The organism is Endozoicomonas sp. ALB091, from assembly GCF_049310265.1.
Taxonomy (GTDB): Bacteria; Pseudomonadota; Gammaproteobacteria; order Pseudomonadales; family Endozoicomonadaceae; genus Endozoicomonas.
In genome coordinates this window covers 602,501-622,912 of record NZ_JBLYNQ010000006.1, presented here as the reverse complement: position 1 = coordinate 622,912, position 20,412 = coordinate 602,501, and the positions used below count along the sequence as shown (strand labels likewise).

At 49.6% G+C, this 20,412-nt stretch carries 23 protein-coding genes and 1 other RNA gene (1 of these 24 running past the window's edge); 11 read left to right on the top strand and 13 right to left on the bottom strand.

What is annotated here, in order from left to right:
* Nucleotides 1-93: 93 nt before the first annotated feature.
* Together ACO6UX_RS09750 and ACO6UX_RS09745 are read right to left on the bottom strand one after the other, a co-directional pair.
* Nucleotides 94-522, bottom strand: a complete 429-nt coding sequence (locus tag ACO6UX_RS09750; RefSeq protein ID WP_422447095.1) for a transposase — start codon at nucleotides 520-522, stop codon at nucleotides 94-96.
* Between the two features lie 456 nt (nucleotides 523-978).
* On the bottom strand, nucleotides 979-1,923 hold the full coding sequence (locus tag ACO6UX_RS09745; protein ID WP_422447093.1) for an ADP-ribosylglycohydrolase family protein: 945 nt from the start codon (nucleotides 1,921-1,923) through the stop codon (nucleotides 979-981).
* A gap of 197 nt (nucleotides 1,924-2,120) precedes the next feature.
* Here ACO6UX_RS09745 and ACO6UX_RS09740 point away from each other — a divergent pair, with 197 nt between their 5' ends.
* Nucleotides 2,121-2,480 carry a hypothetical protein gene (locus ACO6UX_RS09740; RefSeq protein WP_422447091.1) on the top strand — a complete coding sequence of 120 codons (360 nt, stop codon included), beginning with the start codon at nucleotides 2,121-2,123 and terminating at the stop codon, nucleotides 2,478-2,480.
* 227 nt (nucleotides 2,481-2,707) lie between these two features.
* Here the strand turns inward: ACO6UX_RS09740 and ssrS are convergent.
* The 4 genes from ssrS to ACO6UX_RS09720 all read right to left on the bottom strand — a co-directional run bounded on the left by ssrS (nucleotide 2,708) and on the right by ACO6UX_RS09720 (nucleotide 4,511).
* A non-coding RNA gene (gene ssrS / locus ACO6UX_RS09735) (6S RNA) lies at nucleotides 2,708-2,887 on the bottom strand.
* A gap of 80 nt (nucleotides 2,888-2,967) precedes the next feature.
* Complete coding sequence (locus tag ACO6UX_RS09730) at nucleotides 2,968-3,273, bottom strand: cell division protein ZapA (protein WP_163373137.1); 306 nt, start codon at nucleotides 3,271-3,273, stop codon at nucleotides 2,968-2,970.
* Complete coding sequence (locus ACO6UX_RS09725) at nucleotides 3,270-3,479, bottom strand: TIGR02449 family protein (protein WP_101749308.1); 210 nt, start codon at nucleotides 3,477-3,479, stop codon at nucleotides 3,270-3,272. Before ACO6UX_RS09725 ends, ACO6UX_RS09730 begins: the two co-directional genes overlap by 4 nt.
* A 264-nt stretch (nucleotides 3,480-3,743) precedes the next feature.
* Nucleotides 3,744-4,511: a class I SAM-dependent methyltransferase gene (locus ACO6UX_RS09720; protein WP_422447089.1), complete on the bottom strand. Its 768-nt coding sequence runs from the start codon at nucleotides 4,509-4,511 to the stop codon at nucleotides 3,744-3,746.
* Between the two features lie 129 nt (nucleotides 4,512-4,640).
* Here ACO6UX_RS09720 and ACO6UX_RS09715 point away from each other — a divergent pair, with 129 nt between their 5' ends.
* The 6 genes from ACO6UX_RS09715 (at nucleotide 4,641) to ACO6UX_RS09690 (ending at nucleotide 10,578) form a co-directional block, all read left to right on the top strand.
* Entirely contained in the window at nucleotides 4,641-5,255 is a 615-nt protein-coding gene (locus tag ACO6UX_RS09715) for a UPF0149 family protein (RefSeq protein WP_422447087.1), read from the top strand.
* A 35-nt stretch (nucleotides 5,256-5,290) separates the two neighbouring features.
* Nucleotides 5,291-6,517, top strand: coding sequence for a 2-octaprenyl-6-methoxyphenyl hydroxylase (ubiH, locus tag ACO6UX_RS09710; protein WP_422447085.1), 1,227 nt, complete (start codon nucleotides 5,291-5,293; stop codon nucleotides 6,515-6,517).
* A 56-nt stretch (nucleotides 6,518-6,573) separates the two neighbouring features.
* On the top strand, nucleotides 6,574-7,791 hold the full coding sequence (locus tag ACO6UX_RS09705) for an FAD-dependent oxidoreductase (RefSeq protein ID WP_422447083.1): 1,218 nt from the start codon (nucleotides 6,574-6,576) through the stop codon (nucleotides 7,789-7,791).
* 66 nt (nucleotides 7,792-7,857) lie between these two features.
* A complete protein-coding gene (locus tag ACO6UX_RS09700; protein WP_422447081.1) occupies nucleotides 7,858-9,033 on the top strand; it encodes a histidine phosphatase family protein in 1,176 nt (391 codons plus the stop codon).
* Nucleotides 9,034-9,279: 246 nt separating this feature from the next.
* Nucleotides 9,280-10,095 (top strand): hypothetical protein, encoded by an 816-nt coding sequence (locus ACO6UX_RS09695; RefSeq protein WP_422447079.1) that lies wholly within the window; start codon nucleotides 9,280-9,282, stop codon nucleotides 10,093-10,095.
* Nucleotides 10,096-10,356: 261 nt separating this feature from the next.
* Nucleotides 10,357-10,578, top strand: a complete 222-nt coding sequence (locus tag ACO6UX_RS09690) for a DUF2835 family protein (protein WP_101745609.1) — start codon at nucleotides 10,357-10,359, stop codon at nucleotides 10,576-10,578.
* A 41-nt stretch (nucleotides 10,579-10,619) separates the two neighbouring features.
* Here the strand turns inward: ACO6UX_RS09690 and ACO6UX_RS09685 are convergent, their stop codons facing one another.
* On the bottom strand, nucleotides 10,620-10,793 hold the full coding sequence (locus tag ACO6UX_RS09685) for a LysR family transcriptional regulator (RefSeq protein WP_422447077.1): 174 nt from the start codon (nucleotides 10,791-10,793) through the stop codon (nucleotides 10,620-10,622).
* A gap of 141 nt (nucleotides 10,794-10,934) precedes the next feature.
* On the opposite strand from ACO6UX_RS09685, the gene ACO6UX_RS09680 reads away from it, so the two are divergent.
* Nucleotides 10,935-11,540, top strand: a complete 606-nt coding sequence (locus ACO6UX_RS09680) for an FMN-dependent NADH-azoreductase (protein ID WP_422447075.1) — start codon at nucleotides 10,935-10,937, stop codon at nucleotides 11,538-11,540.
* 219 nt (nucleotides 11,541-11,759) lie between these two features.
* Here the strand turns inward: ACO6UX_RS09680 and ACO6UX_RS09675 are convergent, their stop codons facing one another.
* The 6 genes from ACO6UX_RS09675 to rsmD all read right to left on the bottom strand — a co-directional run bounded on the left by ACO6UX_RS09675 (nucleotide 11,760) and on the right by rsmD (nucleotide 17,519).
* A complete protein-coding gene (locus tag ACO6UX_RS09675) occupies nucleotides 11,760-12,008 on the bottom strand; it encodes a YfhL family 4Fe-4S dicluster ferredoxin (protein WP_101745606.1) in 249 nt (82 codons plus the stop codon).
* A gap of 87 nt (nucleotides 12,009-12,095) precedes the next feature.
* On the bottom strand, nucleotides 12,096-12,578 hold the full coding sequence (gene coaD, locus ACO6UX_RS09670) for a pantetheine-phosphate adenylyltransferase (protein ID WP_209200829.1): 483 nt from the start codon (nucleotides 12,576-12,578) through the stop codon (nucleotides 12,096-12,098).
* Nucleotides 12,579-13,029: 451 nt separating this feature from the next.
* The gene (locus tag ACO6UX_RS09665; RefSeq protein WP_422447072.1) at nucleotides 13,030-13,608 is read right to left on the bottom strand and encodes a hypothetical protein; all 579 of its coding nucleotides are present in this window, start codon (nucleotides 13,606-13,608) and stop codon (nucleotides 13,030-13,032) included.
* A gap of 291 nt (nucleotides 13,609-13,899) precedes the next feature.
* Nucleotides 13,900-15,357, bottom strand: coding sequence for a coniferyl aldehyde dehydrogenase (locus ACO6UX_RS09660; protein ID WP_422447070.1), 1,458 nt, complete (start codon nucleotides 15,355-15,357; stop codon nucleotides 13,900-13,902).
* A 137-nt stretch (nucleotides 15,358-15,494) separates the two neighbouring features.
* Nucleotides 15,495-16,589, bottom strand: coding sequence for a malate dehydrogenase (locus ACO6UX_RS09655; RefSeq protein WP_209200832.1), 1,095 nt, complete (start codon nucleotides 16,587-16,589; stop codon nucleotides 15,495-15,497).
* 252 nt (nucleotides 16,590-16,841) lie between these two features.
* The gene (gene rsmD, locus ACO6UX_RS09650) at nucleotides 16,842-17,519 is read right to left on the bottom strand and encodes a 16S rRNA (guanine(966)-N(2))-methyltransferase RsmD (RefSeq protein ID WP_422447067.1); all 678 of its coding nucleotides are present in this window, start codon (nucleotides 17,517-17,519) and stop codon (nucleotides 16,842-16,844) included.
* 533 nt (nucleotides 17,520-18,052) lie between these two features.
* Here rsmD and ftsY point away from each other — a divergent pair.
* From ftsY to ftsX, 3 genes are all read left to right on the top strand, one after another.
* The gene (ftsY, locus tag ACO6UX_RS09645) at nucleotides 18,053-19,396 is read left to right on the top strand and encodes a signal recognition particle-docking protein FtsY (RefSeq protein WP_422447065.1); all 1,344 of its coding nucleotides are present in this window, start codon (nucleotides 18,053-18,055) and stop codon (nucleotides 19,394-19,396) included.
* Between the two features lie 81 nt (nucleotides 19,397-19,477).
* Nucleotides 19,478-20,146 carry a cell division ATP-binding protein FtsE gene (gene ftsE / locus ACO6UX_RS09640; protein ID WP_422447063.1) on the top strand — a complete coding sequence of 223 codons (669 nt, stop codon included), beginning with the start codon at nucleotides 19,478-19,480 and terminating at the stop codon, nucleotides 20,144-20,146.
* A protein-coding gene (gene ftsX, locus ACO6UX_RS09635) for a permease-like cell division protein FtsX (protein ID WP_422447061.1) crosses the window boundary here: on the top strand, nucleotides 20,143-20,412 show its beginning. 816 nt of this gene lie beyond the right edge of the window; only the first 270 of its 1,086 coding nucleotides appear in the window; it begins with the start codon at nucleotides 20,143-20,145; the stop codon falls past the right edge of the window. Before ftsE ends, ftsX begins: the two co-directional genes overlap by 4 nt.

Sequence of the window (20,412 nt, the reverse complement as noted above, 5' to 3'; positions counted from 1 at the left end):
TTCCATACCTTTAAAGGTGATATGGAAGCTGCACAACGCCTTTTTATCGCCCTCCTTTCGCTAGTGCATCCAAGCCTTAATACCCATACATCTTCACACCTGCAGAGGACGGTCTTTGAAAGCCCACTTAAATGGCTTGGCCATCCTCTCATTGAAGAACTCAATGAAACCGTAGAGCCGTACCTTCAGGTCCTCTTTGGTAGTGAAGCTGTTCCTCTTCAAAAACCTTCTGACCAGGATGGAAAACCAGATTTCAATCTGATTCAGCCAACACGCATGCTTCGGTGTGTAGTGGAACATAATCTTGTGGGTTGGATCGGTCAGGTACATGGCACGGGTCTTTAGATTCTGCAATATCCCTGACTTACGTTTGGTGCCCAGTTCTTCTTCAGACGTCTTCTCAACCCTTGCTGCTGTCATCACTGCGGCTTCACACATATGAGTGTTCAGCAAATCGGAGAAGTCTATTTCGGCCCTTGTATCTCTGATCAGGGGAATGATTTTCCCGGTTACAACATCCATGTCGGCCTGATTTTAAAAAACGCCCCACCTGCCTCTGAGAGATAGATGGGACGATACCTTTATCTACTGCTGCCATGGCCAATGAGTTTTCTGACCAATGACTGAAGGGATAACCATGGTCTTCAGGTTTGTCGCAAGACATGGCGATAATCTGGCAAATTTGTTCTGCATTAAACTTGGGTATGGAGGAAAAGAAGGGATGGCAATCAAAACATACGTGCGTTTGTATGGATATCAGGGCTTCTCGGTACTAGGATGGTGGTACGCCCTATAGCTGGTTGAAAATCCGGGAAAATGCAGGGTATCAGAGAAGGGGGATAAAACCTCCCCACCCTGCCGCTGCCACGTTTGTCCGTAACGGTCTCTGTTATTTATCGTAAATACTTGAATTTAATCTTCTAAAAAATCGAGTTCAGTTGTTTGGGATAAATAATGGGATAACTCTGTGTGTTGGTCTTATAAGGCTTGCCATTCAGCGGGCAACACAGAACCGGGTAATGAGGTTCGTGCAATCCAGGCGGTTGGCATTGCTTTATCTGAACCGAAGAAGCATGCAGACAAAATTGCACCTAATGGAATGGCCCTTCCACAACTGTCACCCCCGCAGTAAATATTTTCTCTCACTGTTTTTTCATAGTTCTCGGCCTGCAGCAGAAGATGGGTAATCACTGTAAATGAGGCGTCAAGACCGCAGTGCATTCCCACTTCCTGTGCAACCTCTTTTGGGCTGCGCTTGAGCATTGATTCAGCGATTTTGATTGCCTTGGTAATGTCTTCGTTTACCTCTTTTGCCTTTTCCACGCACTGCTCAGGTGAAAGGCCCTCATGAGCACTTTTTATCATTATTGCAACGGCTCTGGCGTAGGTAACGGCACTGTCGTTATTATTGGTGACACGTACTGCTGATTCTACCTTTTCCATCAAGTCCTGGTTCTGGCCATGGACAGCAATCAGAGGTGGTAGCTTTGATAATGCCGGATTCTGGGTATCGTCAGCACCGCAGGCAGCAAGAGGTTCATCATTGCTCTTTCTTTGATGGAGATTGAGCAGGGTTTGCCTGGTTGGATGATCCGTATAACCTTGCCACTGACCACCAAAGTCAAACCATTTTTGGAAAGATTCTATGTAACTCTGCTCCGAATAATGGCTGTTGGCTATGATGGCATCCTGCATCGACAGCAACTGAGCGCCGTAATGGGAAAACTCACCGGCCTGTTTTCCTTCATGGGCAAAGTATCCCTTGTCCTGGTATTCGGCCCGGACAGGCGTATGAAACTCGGGACTTTCACCTCCGTACTTTGCAATCAGGGCCTGATCGTATAACCAGTGAAATCCCATGGCAGCGGCATCAGCGACCAAGGCACCAATAACTGATTCATAGGCTCTTTGTCGTTCATTCATTGCAATACCTTTCTGTTACGTTATATGCCTGTCTGAATTTTTAGCATACTCCCTGCATCATCACCCGGTTTCCTTTTGTGAAGGACTTTGTCTTGGTCAGGGGGGGCACCTGTTTTGACTTTTAATTGATAAACCTAAATTCAGCGGTTAACCCATCAGCTAAACTCTAAACCCTCAGCCATACCGAGGGTTCACAGATGGTTCGTCCACCAAAACCCGCTCCCCTAAAGGGTGAGCTGTCAGAAATGAAAAAAGACCCCTTGTCGGTCACGCTCGAAGTCGATTCTTTCGATGGAAAAATTCATGTTGAATGGGACCCGGAAGCTTCGGTCACTCCAATGGGGCAATTGGCTTTTTTTATCCAGTATTTAAAAGCGGGTCATCGATTTGGACCTTGGGTCGATGATTGCCCATTGATCTATAAAAGCCCCAATGCACCTCAAAAAGTTGATGTGCTTGGGTCTATAATGCTCTCCATACTTTCCGGACATAAACGATACGCACGCATTGGAACCATTAATCAGCTCGGGATAAATGCTGGTATAGAGCTCAGTTGAGAGGTTCAAAAGCTATCCCTGCGGGCATGGCTAAGGGGGGATCAACTGTTGAATTTAGGATGATGCTTTTGAGTGGGCAGAACGTAATCAGTTTGCCCATCCCGGGTTTTGAATGTTTTAAATGGTACGAATATTTAATTAAGTTAAAAGGGCGTGCATCCTAATGGCAAGGCAATCTATTGGAGTAGAGGGGAAGAGTGAGGGGGCGATTTGTATCGAGTGGTTGAAACCTCCCCACCCTGCCGCTGCCACGTTTGCCCGTGGCCGTAACGGTCACGGTGGGGGCTGCTGAGGTGAATCGGGCTTTCCGCTACAAGGCGGACCTGCACTCCAGCACCTGCCAGGAGCTCCCTGGGTAGTATTATCGGCTCGGGACGTATGATGACTGGCGAACAGGCCAGGGAGGTTTCTGCGGCATTATATCGACTATTGAGGAGATGTCTGCAAGTTTTTTTTGTTTTCGTGAACATCAGAAACGGTGATCAGATCAACGCTCCACGGCTGCCAGTGCCTGATCCAGTTTACCCAGCAGTTGGTCAATGTGCTCCTGGGTGTCCTGCTTCTCATCTTCATTCTGACGACGGCTCTGCATTAACTCGTAGCTGATATTCAGCGCGGCCATCACAGCGATTCGCTCAATACCGACAACTTTGCCTGAAGAACGGATTTCATGCATTTTTTCGTTCAGGTAGCGGGCAGCGGTGTACAGTGCCTCCTGATTGTCTTTGGGACAGGCAACACGGTATTCCTTATCCAGAATATGAACGGATGTCACTGATGATTTATCCGTCATGACTCGTGCTCCAGAGACCTGAGATGCTGGATCATCGCTTCTACTTTTGTACGTGCAACGTCATTTTTTTCCATCAACTTCGCTTTTTCAGCTACCCAGGACTGCTCCTGCTGTCGAAGTTGCCTGTTTTCAGTCGTCAGCTTCTGACAAAGGGCAACCAGATAGTTAATTTTCTGATCGAGGGCGATGAAATCGGATTCTTTCATAGCTTCCCTGAATGCTCGGTTATTAGGGTTACTATAGCCTCTGGAGAAATTCAGAACAATGACTTAATGGTTGACAATGTTTTATTTTTAATTTGTCGGGTAATACCTTGTACCAATGGATCAAGTTGTCCTTTGTTGAAGAGGATATAACGCGAAATGCCTGCAAACAGAGGCGACGCATTTTGGTTGATCGGGGTAATCATAGTAACCTTAAGACTGTCAGCCCGGGCTTGCAAAAACGACGTCCGTAATAAAACGGGCAAATCATGCGGGCTTTCTGGCAATAATCCGTATTTGATCCTGATCACCATGACTCCATACCGGGTAATGGGGAGCCTCACCCTGTTCGCATACTTCGATAACAAATCCGGCATGTTTCATTAATACTTCCAGTTGTTCGGACGCAAAAAAACAAAAGTCTCTGCCGGGGATATTAATTTTGTGGGCAGCCAAAACCGGATCGGTTATCTCCGGACAGTTAACTGCTTTGGCCGCCTCTGCCAGCAGGTTGAGATAATCCCGCTGACCGGTAACGGTTAACGGTGATTTTCTTACACCGTCGTGTATCTCCCTGCCCAGGTCGGTACTTTTCAGCACTTCAACGTCACAGGAACAGCAGGTAAGCAGAAGCGTGCCCCCTGGTTCGAGAATTCGGTAGATTTCATTAATAGATGGCACCACTTCTTCATTGGCCAGAAAATGGAAAACTTCGGCGCAGAGGATTCCGCAGAAGGCATTATCGGCAAAAGGGATATGCTGTGGCAGTTTTGCAGCTTTGCAGGTCACTGCTTTCTGCTGAGTCTCAGGCAAGTCCTTCAGCCATTCGGACAAGTCTGGTTTATCCATATCAGTGGCTATTACCTGTGCGCCATGCATCAGGGCTGCGTGAGTATTAACTCCGTGGCCACAGCCAATATCCAGCAGGGGTTTATCGTTTTTCCAGCTGCCTAGCCAGCGATCCAGATAGATAACCGGATTATGAAACGTAAAACCAACGCCCAGCTGATTTCTTTCGTACAAAGGCTCTGGCATGGCAGTATTCCAAACGGGTTGGACTTAACAGGATAGACACTTTCTTTATTTAATGACTGACAAGTTTGCCCGGGAAGTCTGTTAGAATCCCGGTTAAGTTCGACTCAGTAATTTCAATGGCCCTATATCATGACGATCCACATTTCCCAGCCCGGCGACAAACCCACCTTCATATCGTTTGATGAACTCGCCAGTCATCTGGCAGAGCAGACTCATCCATCAGAGATTCATGGCTACCTATGCGGCCTGTTTTCCGCCGGTGCCCATCCGGGCCTTGAGAAATGGCTGGAGCAGCTTGCTGAGCAGATGGGTGACCAATCGATTGATGAACCTGCGAGGCAGTTATTAAGCCAGTTATTTCTGCATACTCAGAATGAGCTGAACTCTGGTAGTCTGGCGGCAACACTGCTGCTTCCTGATGATGATGAAGCGCTTGGGCTGAGGACGCAGTCACTTGGAATATGGTGCCAGTCATTTATCTCTGGCTTTGGTCAAGGGCTGGACAGTCGTCAGGTCAGTGAGATGGTGGAAGAAGTGCTCAGGGACTTTGCCGAAATCAGCCTGATAGAAACCGCAGAAGAGAGCGAAGAATCAGAAAAGCTGTATGTTGAAGTGAGTGAGTTTGTTCGTTTGGCCTGGCTGAATGTCTATGCAGAGGTTTGTGGTTTGCCCGAGCTGCCCGACGATGATGGCAGTGCTGGACAACGTTCTGTAAAACAAGGCGCTGCCAAAACCCTGCACTGAGCAGAGTTCCACAAAATCATGGTGGAGGCTGAAACGTGAATAATTCTACAGACAAGATGGATTTCGATGTTTTGGTGATTGGTGCCGGGCTGGTGGGAGCCAGTCTGGTCTGTGCATTGGAACAAGTGGTTATCAAGCAGGGGTTGAGGCTGGCGATGGTGGAAACCCATGACCTGAGTCAACCCAGAGATATTCCGCCGAGTTTTGATGCCCGTGCCTCGGCGCTGTCCTGGGGAACCTGTTGTATTTACCAGCAGCTTGGGCTGTGGCCGGATCTTGTGGATCAGGCTCAGGCGATTACCGATGTTCATGTGTCTGATCGGGGCAGTTTTGGGGTTTCCCGCTTGCGGGCTTCTGATGAAGGTGTCCCGGCACTGGGGTTTGTGGTCAAGAATCATGTGCTGGGTGATGTGCTTTTGCAACGGTTAAAGGGTTTCCAGAAGCAGGGCAGGGTGACCATGTTCAGTCCTGATAGGGTGGCAAGCCTGAGCCCTGTTCCCGGAGGTATGAAAGTTCAGCTCAGGCACTCAGAGATTTCCGCCTCGCTGGTGGTTCTGGCTGATGGTGGCCGCTCAGGGTTGATGGATCAGCTGGGAATTGGGCTGCAGCAGTGTGACTATCATCAGCAGGGGATCATTGCCAATCTTGCCCTTGACCGCTCGCATAATGGTGTGGCCTGGGAACGCTTTGCCGGTCAAGGTCCGATGGCACTGCTTCCGTTAACCGGTGATCACCATTTTGCACATCGGGCAGGGCTGGTGTGGACGTTACCGGATGAGGAAGCCGATTCGCTTTATGCTCTGGCAGATGATGATTTTCTGGCGTTATTGCAACAGCGGTTTGGCTATCGGGCCGGCCGCTTTATTGCCGTGGGTCAGCGGGACAGATACCCACTCACCATGCGCATCGCCAAGGAGCAGGTAAGGCCGGGGCTGGTTATTTTGGGTAATGCTGCTCATGCCATCCATCCAGTGGCAGGTCAGGGTTATAACCTTTCTATTCGGGATACCCTGGCTCTGGCAGGCAATATCTCGGACTCATTGGAACGCCAAATCCCCGTAGGTGATCTTGGCCGGTTGCAGGAATACTGGCAACAACAGTTGAGCGACCAGAGTCTGACCAGCCAGTTTTGTGATGGCCTGGTGCGCCTTTTCTCACGGACTGACACGGCCTCGGTAGTGTCCCGGAATCTGGGATTGGTGGCGCTGGATTATTGCCATCCGGTGAAGTCAACATTCACCCGCAGGGCCATGGGATTATAAACCGGCGAGACTCTACAGTCTCCCGTACCTTTGAATCTGGGAAATAGGGATCAGAAATGCAGACAATTGACGTCATTATTGTCGGGGGAGGTATGGTGGGGGCCTCTCTGGCCCTGGCGCTTGCCCGATCTGGTATGCAGACGGCCCTGGTTGAGCAGCAGACATTGCAGCCCGGCTCGCTTTCGATGGATGATCCCTGGCAGCCCAGGGTCAGTGCCTTGACGGAAGCATCGATAAAACTGCTGAACTATCTGGGGGCCTGGGAAGGAATCATTGCCCAGCGGGCCTGTCCTTACACTCACATGACCGTCTGGGATGGTGAGGGTACGGGACAAGTTGAGTTTGACGCAAAATCGCTGCCACAAAAAAATCTTGGCTACATTGTCGAAAATGACGTGATTCGCAACGCACTGTTGCAACAGCTGGCCAGTTCAACCGTGCAATGTTTTGATCAACAGACCACCCTTGAATACAAACTGTCCGGCCAGGGCGGTGAAATAGTTCTGGAAAATGGTGACGTGCTTTGCGCTCCTCTGCTGGTGGCTGCGGATGGCGGCGAGTCGCGTTTGCGAAAATTGTCTGGCATTCCGGCAAATCAGAAGGACTATAAGCATCATGCGCTGGTCACCACCGTGGAGACAGAGCTGTTTCATCATCACACAGCGAGACAGGTGTTCCTGGATTCCGGCCCATTGGCATTTCTGCCCCTGCAAAGTCAGGGAGGGCGGCATTATTGCTCAATTGTCTGGTCCCTTTTACCGGCAGAGGCAGACCGGATAGAGGCCTTGAGTGACGATGCTTTCTGTCAGGAGCTGGCGAGAGTTTTTGAGCATCGGGCGGGCAATATTCTGAAGGTTGATCAACGGTTCCGCTACCCACTGCGTCAACGGCATGCCCGGCAGTATCATCGACAAGGTGTGGTTCTGGTGGGCGATGCTGCTCATACCATTCATCCCCTGGCGGGGCAGGGGGTAAATCTGGGCTTTATGGATGTGGCCGTGCTGGCGGATGAGTTGATCAAAGCGGCCGGTCGCGGCGATGACTATTTTGCCGCGCACGTTCTGGATCGCTATCAGCGTCGTCGCATCGGAGATAACTCGTTGACGATGGCGGCCATGACTGGCTTTCAAAATCTGTTCGGGGCCAATGCCCTTGGTATTCGCTGGATACGGAATACCGGGCTCAGTCTGACCAATCGATTACCATTCATTAAGGATATGATTGTGGATCAGGCCTCCGGGTTATCAAAGGATATTCCCGGGTTTCTTCAGTAAATCTCAACCAGTCCCTCAATTTTTTCCTATCCTGTCTGCTGGACGTAATTATCACGCAGGCAGGGTATGAAACTTCAGTCTGATATTAAAAAAAGAGGTTTGGTCTTTGGTGCTGTATTTGCCATGTGTTTGCTATCTATCCGTTCTGATGCAGCGGATATTGAGTCGGCATTAGCTGCACCCGCTGATTACCTTATCAGCCTTGTCAGGCACGGCGACCGCTCTCCCAGGGATCTTGGGGGAATGACAAAATACTGGCCAATGGGGCCCGGGCAGTTAACGGCTGCAGGCCTTCAGCAGGAGTACCTTTTGGGGCAGACAATCCGGAGATACTATTTTTCTGAAACCCTCCCCGATTCCTGGTCACCCAAAGTCAGTCAACATTTTGCCAAAGGTCTGGATCGTACCATTCAGAGCGCCAGTGCCTTATTGCTGGGGTTTTATCCTGAACAGGCGGGTAAAACAGGCTTGCCGGGGGGCATTCAGGTTCCTCCGGTTTATGCGTCACCCTTGGCCCATGATGATCTTTTTTCAGCGCAAAGATTATGTCCGGGGTATCTTCATCGTGTTCAGGCGCTGGAAAAAAGTGCGGACTGGTTAAGAAAAAAAGAACAACACCGTGATCAGCTGGCTTTATGGCTGGAACTGAGTGAGCGTGAAGGTAATGGCGATCTCTACTCTTTTCTTCCCCTGATCGATCAAATTGCCATACATAGAATTCACCAGCTGCCAATGCCCGAAGGTATTTCAAATCAACAGGCGGTGGAACTGGAGGAGTTATTACATTGGATCGTGAGCCGGATTGTGGCTAATTATGAAATTGCCCAGCTTATCGGTTCCCCTTTAGCCAAAGCGATGATCAGGGATTTCAAGCGTGTGCAGCAGTGTCTGCAAGAAAAAGGCAGTTGCCACTCCTGCCAGCGATGGACGCTTTACTCAGCCAGTGACAGTAACTTATTGGCGATCATGACCATGCTGGGTGCGCCATCTGACAAAATGGTGGATTATGCAACACACTTTGGCGTCCAGCTTAACTGGAATGATGGTCGCCCGGAAGTTGCCCTGTCGTTGAATCACCAACCTTTTGCGGTACCCGGGTGTGCGGGACGCTGCTCGCTGGATCAGTGGCTGGTTTTGCTTGAGCAATCATTGCCCGAAGACTGGGATTATTTGTGTGCCAGGGAGCGGGGTGGAATGAACTTTGAACCTTATATCCCCACGGGGAGTGTTGCTGCCCGTTAATTGCCGACCTCCTGTTGTGGGTGGAAACATTAATGTATTCAGGCTGTTACTGTTATTAATCGCTGTGCTCCGGAAACAGTAAAGCAACTCATGTCATTGACCTTCAAAGGATAAGGGCTTTATCAGGAAGTTCATAAAATCAAGTGCCTTCAGGGAAATCAGAAAAAAAACTGAACTATATTTAATCAGTTCCGTCAAAACTGTATTGAATAACAAGTTCATTAGTTTCTTTGAAGGAGTAATTAAATGCAGAAATATTTTCTGGCGGCAGTATTGCCAGTGGTTGCAATACTGATTGGTCTGCAAGGCTGTAATAAAGCCCATGAGTGTCCAGAGGTCACGACGGTAGTGTATGAAGACATGGCCAGTGTCGATCAGGGAGCTGAGTCCTATACCTGTAATAATCCAGACAAAACCAGCTTGCTTGAGCAGACATGGTGTGAAGCCAAAGACCAGTTCGAACAGCGTGGTCAATCCACCAGTTCGGATGATTTTCTGGTTTATATCAACGGATTTCGTGAGGGATATGCATTGGCCAACCAGGCGGCTGACAGTCGATTGGGCCTTGGTGGTGATCTCGATAGTCCATCTGATACTCCCTATGACATGGGCTATCGTGACGGTTATTTTGCCGTTATGGAGGCAATGGGCATTGTAGAGTATAACTGTGCTTCAGCAGACTTGATGAGTGAGTATAAAGATCGCTGGTGCGAAGCTGCCGATGCTTATCGGAGCGCTGGTGCTGGCAGTGATAACAATCCGTTTGTCAGGGGGCGGTTTATTGATGGCTATATGACCGGAGGGCGTGTTGCCTTAACGGTTCCTACCTCAATGGAGGCATTTTTTGGTGGCGAGAATCCTGAGGGTAAACAGCCTGCCGTTGTTCAGCCATCCGGTGAGTTGAGGAGCACAGAGCTGGCTTTCTACCGGGGCTTTGATGTTGGCTACAAGGCAATGATTGATAGTATTCGAGATTCCATCAATCAGGTCATGCAACAGATGCAAATACCCAACAATATGGATTTTCCTGAAGGGTTGATGCCTCCGCCTCCCGGGCAATAACTGCCTGGTTTTCCTGCAGTTATGGTTATCAGCCGGGTACCTGGTACCCGGCTAATTAAGGAAATGGTCCTCGAACAAGCGATTTGGTGTCTGAAAACGATCAATTTGCTGATTTCAGTTACATAGGTTTGGATAGCCCACTTCTTAGAAAACTAACCGTAATTTAGCCTTGTTCTATAACCTTTGTGAGAGAAGGTTGCTAAACTGAGAGATGCCTTCTTTTAACGATTAGTCTTAATAAGAAACACAAAGGTTTGAGCAATGCATAAGGCTGTGTTCTCCGTAAAACTCAATTCTGAGCAAGTTCTTCAGTTCTATAAAGGGCAGAAGCAATCTGTAAGAGTTCGCACTGAATCGGGCCAGAGTATGAGTATTCCCTATGACATCATGCTGAAATTTGTCACCAGAGAGGGAATTTATGGTCGTTTTGAAATTTCCTATGGTGATGATGGCAAGTTTCTGGATCTTATCCGCCTAACCTGATTCTGAGAAACTCTGGTAAGCGGCTCCTTGGCAGCAATTCCTTAAGATGGCTGCCAGTTTTTGTGCAGCAGGGCCAATATAGCTGAGGTCAGGAAATACCAGGTACAGCTGATGGTGGACGGGCTTTTGAAAATCGCCTCTGAAGCCTGGGTAAAGCCGCCATGTTCTACCACTGCCTGAAGCATACGCCACTGATCGAGTGTTGCTTTTGACATTTTGCAGTTCTCTATATATCCAAAAAATCGATACATTCATGCAGTATTTTGAACTTTTCTTTCGTTAATTTCGACGATAAATTTAAACCATGCATACAACAATCAAGTAAATAACAATAGTGATCTGAAAAGGTGGGAAGCATGGCTAAATTACTCCAAATCAACAGCAGCCTGTTTGGTGAACATGGGCAGTCGACCCAACTGTCACAGAAGTTTGTTGAGCGATTTCTGACAGCGAACCCTGACACTCAGCATCAGGTAAGAGACCTGGCTAACCAGCAGATTCCCCATCTGGATGCGGAAATCGTGATGGGCTTTGGTATCCCTGAGGACCAGAAAAACCATCGACAGGCTGAAATGACAGCGCTTTCTGATCAGTTGATTGAGGAAGTGAAGACCGCTGATATTCTGGTAATAGGCTTGCCTATGTATAACTTCAGCTTGCCTTCAACCCTGAAATCCTGGTTCGACTTTATTGCCAGGGCAGGGATCACATTTAAATATACCGAGCAGGGACCGGTCGGTCTGGTGGAAGGTAAGAAGGCTTACATTATGGCCGCGCGAGGTGGTCAGTATCAGGGGACTGATCTCGATACGCAAACGGCGCTTGTTCGCCAGTTTCTTGGCTTTATCGGTATCCAGGATGTTGAGTTTGTTTATGCGGAAGGGCTTAACATGGGGGATGATATCAAGGGGCAGTCAATCCATGATGCAGAGGATGCAATGGACCATCTTGTTGCAGTTTAATGGGTAAAGTCTGAAGCTGGATGCCGCAAATGTAACGATAAGTAGCTGGCCATATGAAATCATATATTTCTGGCTACTTGGGCAGGTGCTATGCGAGGCACAACGGAGGGAGCATAGCCGTAGCTATGTGACCGGAGTTGTAACGAAGCAGAGTGCCTGAACAAGGAGTCAGAAATATATGATTTCATATGGTTAGCTACTTACATTTGCGGGGTATTGTCAGGCAGCAGTGATGATCAGATACTTTTCCATCAGCTCATCCTGAGTTTCTTCGCAGTCCGGGTTCTTCGGAATACAGTCTACCGGGCACACCTGTTGGCACTGAGGTTCATCATAATGGCCAACGCACTCCGTGCACAGCAGTGGGTCAATCTCGTAAATTTCTTCCCCGGGTGAAATAGCACTATTCGGGCATTCCGGTTCGCAGACGTCGCAGTTAATGCAATCGTCAGTAATCATTAAAGCCATAGGTGACCTTTGGATTCCGCTCCGCCTGTAAGTAGCTAACCTGGCTACCTTTCAGCTTGTAAAAACAAATGAATAACGGACAGTATCTCAGTTTCCGTTGAACTTATCTGTCAGTGCTTTCTGAACACATGGTGATACAAACTTGGAAATATCCCCATTCAGAGAGGCTATTTCCCGAACCAGTGTAGAGGAAATATAGGAGTATTGCTCTGCTGGTGTCAGAAAAAGGCTTTCCACTTTGGGTGCCAGCACCCGGTTCATATTGGCCATCTGGAATTCATATTCAAAGTCAGAAACGGCTCTTAACCCCCTGAGAATAACCTGGGCCTGCTGCTCCGCCACAAAACTGGCAAGCAGAGAGCTGAAGCCGGTTACCTGAACATTTGGCAGATGAGCGATGGATTCTTTGGCCAGATTGACCCGGGTTTCCAGATCGAACAATGGCTTTTTCTTGGGGCTTTCAGCAACGGCAATAACAATGGTATCAAACAGCTTGGCCGCTCTTTCAACAAGATCCATATGACCCTTGGTAATAGGATCAAACGTACCAGGATAGATTACCTTGATCATTAAAAATGACTCTCCGGCCACAAATCCAACAACAGATCAGAGATACAAAACATTTCAGGAGTTCCGTTGTTTACCAGAAAACTGTCTTGTAATTTGCTGGACAGACTCCCATTGACGTCATTCACTGATCTGCGAATATGGCGACCTTTTTTTAGTAAAAGGGCATGTTAACGAAATAGTCAAAAGGGTTCAAATGATCAGCGTTCTGGGGCACTTAATGTTGAGGATATGAGAGTTTTCAGGAGTTATGCGTTTATATAGTCATGGCACTGGAATGGTTATTAAGTATACAGATTCATGTTAAAAGTCTGAGAATGTTAAACTGCAATGCGGACTTAAACAGTGGGTAGAGCAGACGACTGGATTACCCTGATTGGCATATTATCTCTTTATCCAGCTTGACATGCCTTGGCCAGGGCCTTGCGCAGCACGATGAACGTGCTCCTGTTTGTCAAACATAGTCTGCCTGTGAACCCGGGCAGAAGGCAGGGCACGCTATCCCCGTGGTTGATTTCTTCCCGGCGAGGTCAGGCTGTAAAAATACTGGAGGGTCACTCTGAATGCCGTTGCCTGATAATAGGAACGGATTCATCAGTTCTGGTTGGGACTGAACAGGCGTTGTGTAGTTAGAGTTAGCATCTAAACTTTCTGCTCCCAATAAAGGTGGTGCCGATGGTAGCTTCAGGCTCTGTTGCTGCCCATTGGCAAGGGAGTCCTGTTTGGTGCAGGTGGTGATCTGTCGCTGCCGAAGTTTGACGCACTCGCTACCATAACAGGCAATAAGAAAACCGGTGGTGAGGGTTGCACCAACACCAGCGCCAGCATATGCACCGGCCAGTAAACCCATTTCGCCGCCGCGAACGCAACCTATGAGACCACCAAAAAGGCCAGAGGGAATTGTGCTCATGACAATCGGGCAAGCCCATTCGTTAGAGAAGTCATCTGGACAAGTACAGGTGTAATCCGATGCCCGTTGGGCAAATTGTTTAACGGTTGTCAACGGTAAAGTCAGTGCATTACATGGATTCATGTTGCGTATTTCCTCAAAATAGAAGCTGCTTCCACCCCATACTCTGTTGGCAGTTAACCTGACAGAAAATTGGTACTTTACTTTCAGACTGATTTATCCCGCAAAAGTTCCTATGTCCTGAGTTGCATAAGGAATAATGGAACTTTCGTAATAACTCGATGGATTTCAGTGCCGACGAAATTGATCATCTTCGTAAGTTTCTGGTGTTCAGTGAAAATACGTACCTGAACGTCTGAACCAGTTTTTGCAGGACCGCTGGCAAGCGGCCCCGAAGTCTGAAAGAGAAAGGGCCTATTGTCGGCCGGAAAGGAACTTCAGCATTTTTTTCTGCAGCCAGCCGCCATAGGGCGGGTAGATCATTTTAGTGCTGTTCAGCTTGCCTTTGGTTAACACCGACTTGGCCTTGGAGAATGTCAGGAAGCCCTCATGGCCGTGGTAGTGTCCCATGCCTGATGGGCCAATGCCGCCAAACGGCATATCTTCAACAGCGACGTGTAACAAACACTCATTAATACAGACACCGCCAGAGTGGGTCAGTGCCAATACGGCTTCCTGATTGTTTGTATCAGAACCGAAGTAGTAGAGTGCCAGTGGCCTGGGTCGTTGCTGGACAAACTGAATGGCTTCATCAAGGCTGTCGATGCCGATGACAGGAAGCAGTGGGCCAAAAATTTCTTCCTGCATAACGCCCATATTATCAGTTGGATTCTCAATTAAGTGGATGGGGATTCGACGGCTTCCGTCGTTAATTTCCCCATTACCCGGCGTGTGGATGGTTGCGCCCTGCGCTTTGGCATCAGCCAGTAATTTCAATAATCGCTGGTGGTGGCGGTCATTGATGATCGAGGTGTAATCATTATTTCCGTTGACCGTTGGGTACATTTTTCGAAAGGCGTTGAGATAGTGCTCGATAAAGGCTGCCTTCTGGTCATTTTTCACCAGAATATAGTCCGGCGCTACGCAGGTTTGACCGGCGTTCAGGGCTTTTGCGTAGCAGACTCTTTCTGCCGCTTCCTGAATCGGGAAGTCGTTATCGACAATAACCGGTGACTTACCACCCAGCTCCAGGGTTACCGGGGTCAGGTTTTTTGCAGCGGCTTGCATAACATGGTGACCGACCGCTGTTGAACCGGTGAAAATAATGTGGTCAAAGTGCAGGCTGGTAAACTCGGTTGCCACTTGTGCATCACCGCAAACGACGGTGACCAGATCAGCAGGAAATGTTTGCTCAATGATTCGGGCAACCAGCTCCGAGGTTTTTGGTGTGAATTCCGACATCTTGATCATGGCCCGGTTGCCGGCGGCAAGAATCGTCAGTAATGGACTTAGAGACAGGAACAGTGGGTAGTTAAAGGGCACCACAATACCGACCACGCCCAAGGGCTGGTACACGACTTTTGCCGAGGCAGGCAAGAACTGAGGGTTCAGCTTTCGCTTGCTGGGTTGCATCCATTTTTTAAGCTGCTTGATCGTGTAGTGGATATTGCCCAGGTTCGGTATGATTTCAGTCAGTGATGACTCACTTCTGGATCGGCCGCCAAAATCTTCATCCAAAGCAGACAGTAATGCGTCTTTATTGCTCAGCAATGCTTTCTTAAGGGCCTTCAGGCGATCCACCCGCTCCTGATAGCTGGGGTTAGGGTCTTGCAGAAAGGCTTTCTTCTGGGCGGCAAGCAGATCTTCCAGGGGAGGGGGGATTTGCCGGGTCACTTTCCTGTGCTCGGACATAATGGGTTCGGCAGCGGTCATTGTTGTTTCCCTCTTGGGCGCTAATGGTTTATTTAATAATTTTTATTGTCTGTTTTCTTGTGTTGATGACGTTGACAAAAAGAAAGGCTCACATAGAGCCTTTCCTGTATTTTTGTATCACTGACCAGGCAAACTGCTCAGCAGATACGGTCAGCCTTGTAGTATGACTCGCCGGTATCAATGCCTGCATCAAACTCAGTCTGGCCGCTGCGGCTGGACGTCCTCAGCGCTTCGCGGGAGGCAGCTGTTTCTTTGGGCAGCAGGTGATCTACCGCTGCCTTTTCTTCTAACAGCTCCTGTTCAGTTTTCTTCATCATTGACTGACCGTAGTCGTTAATGTGAAGGTTCTGAACAATCTGGTAGCTGCCAAATTCACAAACGACAGGGAAAGAGTAGTAGATGCCTTTGGCAACACCGTAGCTGCCATCGGAAATTATGCCCATGGATACAATACGACCATCGCTGCCCAGGGCCCAGTCACGCATGTGGTCCAGAGCGGCCTGTGCGGCGGAGGCGGCACTGGAGAGGCCGCGCCACTCGATGATTTCGGCACCACGCTTCTGGATACGAGGGGTATATTCTTCCTTGTACCATTGCTCATCGATCATATCGATGGCCGCTTCATCACCCAGTACCTGGGCGTGGTGCAGGTCAGGGTACATGGTTGGGGAGTGGTTGCCCCACACGCAGACACCTTCGATATCCGCAGGATTAACCCCCAGTTTGTTACCCAGGATGCCCTGTGCACGGTTGTGGTCCAGTCGGGTCATGGCGCAGAACTGGGATGGTGCCAGGTCGGGCGCATTGCGGGACAATATCAGACAGTTGGTGTTTGCCGGGTTACCCACCACCAGGGCTTTAACGTCACGGTTAGCCACTTCGTTCAGCGCCTTGCCCTGTTCGGCAAAGATAACGGCGTTGGCTTCCAGCAGGTCGGCGCGCTCCATACCCTTGGAACGGGGACGGGCACCGACCAGCATGGCGTAATGAATGCCACGGAAACCATCAAACGGATTGTCGTGCAGACTGATACCGTGAACCAGTGGGAAGGCGCAGTCTTCCAGCTCCATGGCAACGCCACGAAGTTTGTCCATAGCCTGTGGGATCTCAACCAGTTGCAGAATCACAGGCTGATCAGGTCCCAGCATTTCACCGGCAGCGATTTTGAACAGCAGAGAGTAGCTGATGTTGCCAGCTGCACCTGTGACCGCAATTCGTACGGGTTGTTTCATGGGGAACTGCTCCTTAGAGTTTTCAGGTTCATTCTTAGATTAGCAATGCGTCTAAATCACCATGAGCCGTTCTTTAAAGCAGCTTTTCGTGCTTTCTTGCACTTAAAAGTCATAAAAGAGACATCCGGCCACGGCCTACTGAATGGTAAGCCTGTGGATGATACAGCGTTCAGACGTACTGTTTATTTGATAAAGATCAGCCGCGCACAGATTACTGATATCATTTCGGTAAGTCCATATGTGAGACGTTGGTTATTGTTGTTTTTTCATGCGCGACCAGAGGCTGAAGCTTACTTGTCCTGCGGTTTTGCACTTTTCCAGCTGCCAGTTCTCCGGGGTTGGCAAAGGGTTCAGCTCTTTCTCTACCTCAATGTAAATATGGCTGTTTTCATTCAGGTAACCATTGCTTTCCAGCAGCTGGCAAGCAGGCTCCAGCAGGTTCATCCGAAACGGTGGGTCCAGGAAAATCAGGTCAAAACCGGTTTCAGCCGGTTGCTTTAACCAGGTAAGGCTATCGCACTCAATCACCCTGGCACGCTCAGCTTTTAACAGTGCAAGGTTACTCTTCAACGTTCTTGCGGCAACCGGACTTTTTTCCAGCAGCACTGCTGACGATGCGCCCCGGGAAAGCGCTTCCATGGACAGTGCGCCGGTACCACTGAATACATCCAGCACCCTGGCTCCCGGTGTCATCATGGTCAGCCAGTTAAATACTGTCTCTCTTACCCGGTCTGATGTTGGGCGCAAGCCGGGTACATTGGCTACGGGTAACTTACGACTGCGCCATTCACCCGCAATAATCCGCAGCAGACCACCACCGGTATGAGCAGGGCCGGTGTTAGCGCGTGATTCAGGATGCTTGGGGTTTCGAGACTTGCGAGGCATTAACAGGCTCCAGCCGGGCAGGGGGTCAACAGGGAGCGTAAGCATACTCGTTTCATCGCTTCAGGTCATGGAGTTACCAGTCACCCTGATGTGTATAGACAGCAGAGTCTGGTGAAATACAACAAACCCGGAGAAAGGTGTCAGACTTCCAGTAGCCCGAAGTCGCCGTTTTTTATTGTGGATGGTTCCATTCGGGTTCATGAAAGATGGACTATTTTCCCTGAGAAAGTTCGTTTCGTGACAGTCTGAATTAAGATAGGATTAGCGATTATCCATAGCCTGCATGATGGATTGTCATTGCGTTTCATCGCCTGTTACGGGGACTTCTCCGGCCAGGCTTCAGATCAATGGCAATCCTGATAGGAGCCTGTCCGAGAATAGCGCCCGACTAAGCGTCCCCGTAGCGAGGATGGCAGAAAATTGAGGATAAAAATTTCATTTTGTGAGGTGAATAGCGGGGCTATTTGCCGAACAAAACGGAATTTTTAGACCAATTTGCTGCCACCGCAGTAGGGCAGTCTATTCTCGGACAGGCTCCTAGTCATCAGGCGCTCCCACCAAGGTTATAGAAGTAGTCTATGTTCGGTTCGCGCAAAGACGATGAGAAAAAAGCCAAACGCAGTTTTTGGCCCTGGGGTCGACGTTCCCGGGATGAAGTTTCTGAAGAACAGGTAGAGGCAAAGGCTGAGCCTGAAGTAGAAGACGTTGTATCCACTGTAGAAACACCGGAAGTTACTGCTGAGTCGGCTTCTGAGTCTTCAGCCGGTGTTGTTGACGTTGTGCCTGAGATTGTGCCTGAGATTGTGCCTGAGATTGCGCCTGAGGTCTTTCAGGGCACTGAAGATAAGCCTGTTCATCCTGAATCCACTCATAAAGCACCTGAGGCTTCTGACAAAGAAGTACCGGTTGTTGCTGCCCCTGGAATTCCCCGGGTTGCTGAGCCAGAATCACCGCCCGAAAAAACGCCGGTTGAGCCAGAGAACAAGCCTGAAGCCAAAGGTGGCTTCTTTGCCCGGATGCGTCAGGGGTTGAGCAAAACCCGTAACGTTCTGGTGGAAGGCGTTGCAGAACTGTTTATCGGTAAAAAGGAGATCGATGATGATCTTCTGGATGAACTGGAAACTCAGCTGCTGGTCGCCGATGTGGGCGTTGAAGCCACCACTGACATTATTGAAAAGCTGACCAGAAAAGTTAAGTACAAAGAGCTGGATGATGCGGATGCCCTGATGGCTGCGCTGCAATCCGAGCTTGCTGATATTCTTGAACCGGCTGACCAGCCACTGGTTATCCCGAAACAGGACACCCCTTTTGTTATCCTGGTGGTGGGCGTTAATGGTGTGGGCAAGACCACCACGATTGGCAAGCTGGCCCGTAAGCTTCAGTCCGAAGGCCGCAAGGTTATGCTCGCGGCTGGCGATACATTCCGTGCGGCTGCGGTTGAACAGTTGCAGGTGTGGGGTGAGCGCAATGAGATTCCGGTGGTTGCCCAGCATACCGGTGCTGACAGTGCTTCCGTTATCTTTGATGCCTTCGAAGCAGCAAGAGCCCGCAATATCGACGTCCTGATTGCCGATACCGCTGGCCGCCTTCACAACAAGGATCATTTGATGGAGGAGTTGAAAAAGGTGAAGCGGGTGCTTGGGAAGCTGGACCCTGATGCGCCTCATGAAGTGTTACTGGTACTGGATGCGGGCACCGGGCAGAATGCCCTGAGCCAGGCTCGTCTGTTCCATGAAGCGGTGCAGTTAACCGGCATGGCCCTGACCAAACTGGATGGAACCGCTAAAGGCGGGGTGATCTTCGCGCTGTCCAAACAGATGAAACTGCCAATCCGTTTCCTGGGCGTGGGTGAGCAGATAGATGACCTGAGACCCTTCTCGGCTAAGGAATTTGTTAAAGCGCTATTTTCCCGGGAAGGTTGATATGACCTGCAATGAGCGACAAATGTCGCTCATTAGAGTGTTGGTGACTTGAATACCATCCAATAGATTAAGGACAGCTGGATGATTCGCTTTGACGGTGTCAGCAAGCGTTACCCGGGAGGTCATGTTGGCCTTGAGCAGGTCAGTTTTCACCTGGAGCGGGGAGAGATTGCGTTTCTGACAGGCCATTCTGGTGCAGGAAAAAGTACCCTGATGAAGCTGATTATGCTTCTTGAGAGGGCCAGTGCAGGTCAGGTCTGGGTGGGAGGTCATAACCTGCGGGCTCTGAAGAACAGCCGGATTCCCTATCTTCGCCGCAATATTGGTGTGGTTTTTCAGGATCACCAGCTGTTGTTTGATCGTACTGTTTTTGAAAATGTCGCTTTACCACTGCTGATCGCAGGCTATTCTCCCAGTGATTGCGCTGGTCGGGTTCGCGCTGCCCTGGATATGGTCGGGTTATTAAATAAGGAAAAGTTATTGCCAGTGGCTCTGTCCGGTGGTGAACAGCAGCGGGTTGGCCTGGCGCGGGCAGTCGTGAATCGCCCGGCTTTGATTCTTGCGGATGAGCCCACTGGAAACCTTGATCCGCAGTTGTCCACGGAAATCATGAAGCTGTTTGAGAACTTTAATCAGGTGGGTGTTACCGTGTTGATTGCCAGTCATGACCTGGCGCTGGTGGCCCGGATGCGACACCGTATTTTGACCCTGGATCATGGCAGGCTGGTTGCAGACCAGGAGGTTCAGTGAGTCTGTTTAGTAAGAACAACAGGCGACAGCAACATGGTCGTCGGCACACAGTGGATGAACAGGCGGGTATGGGCAAAACCGCTGGAAAGAGTGCGGGAAGCCTGGTTTCTAAAGAAGCCAAAGATACCCACAAAAGAGGTGCCAATCGCCAGACCGTAGCAACCCTGACACTGCACTCTTTCGTTAGCCTGCATCGGCAGGTGGGCAGGGATGCACTGACCCGTCTGCTGAACAACCCTGTGGCCAGTCTGTTGAACAGCTTGCTG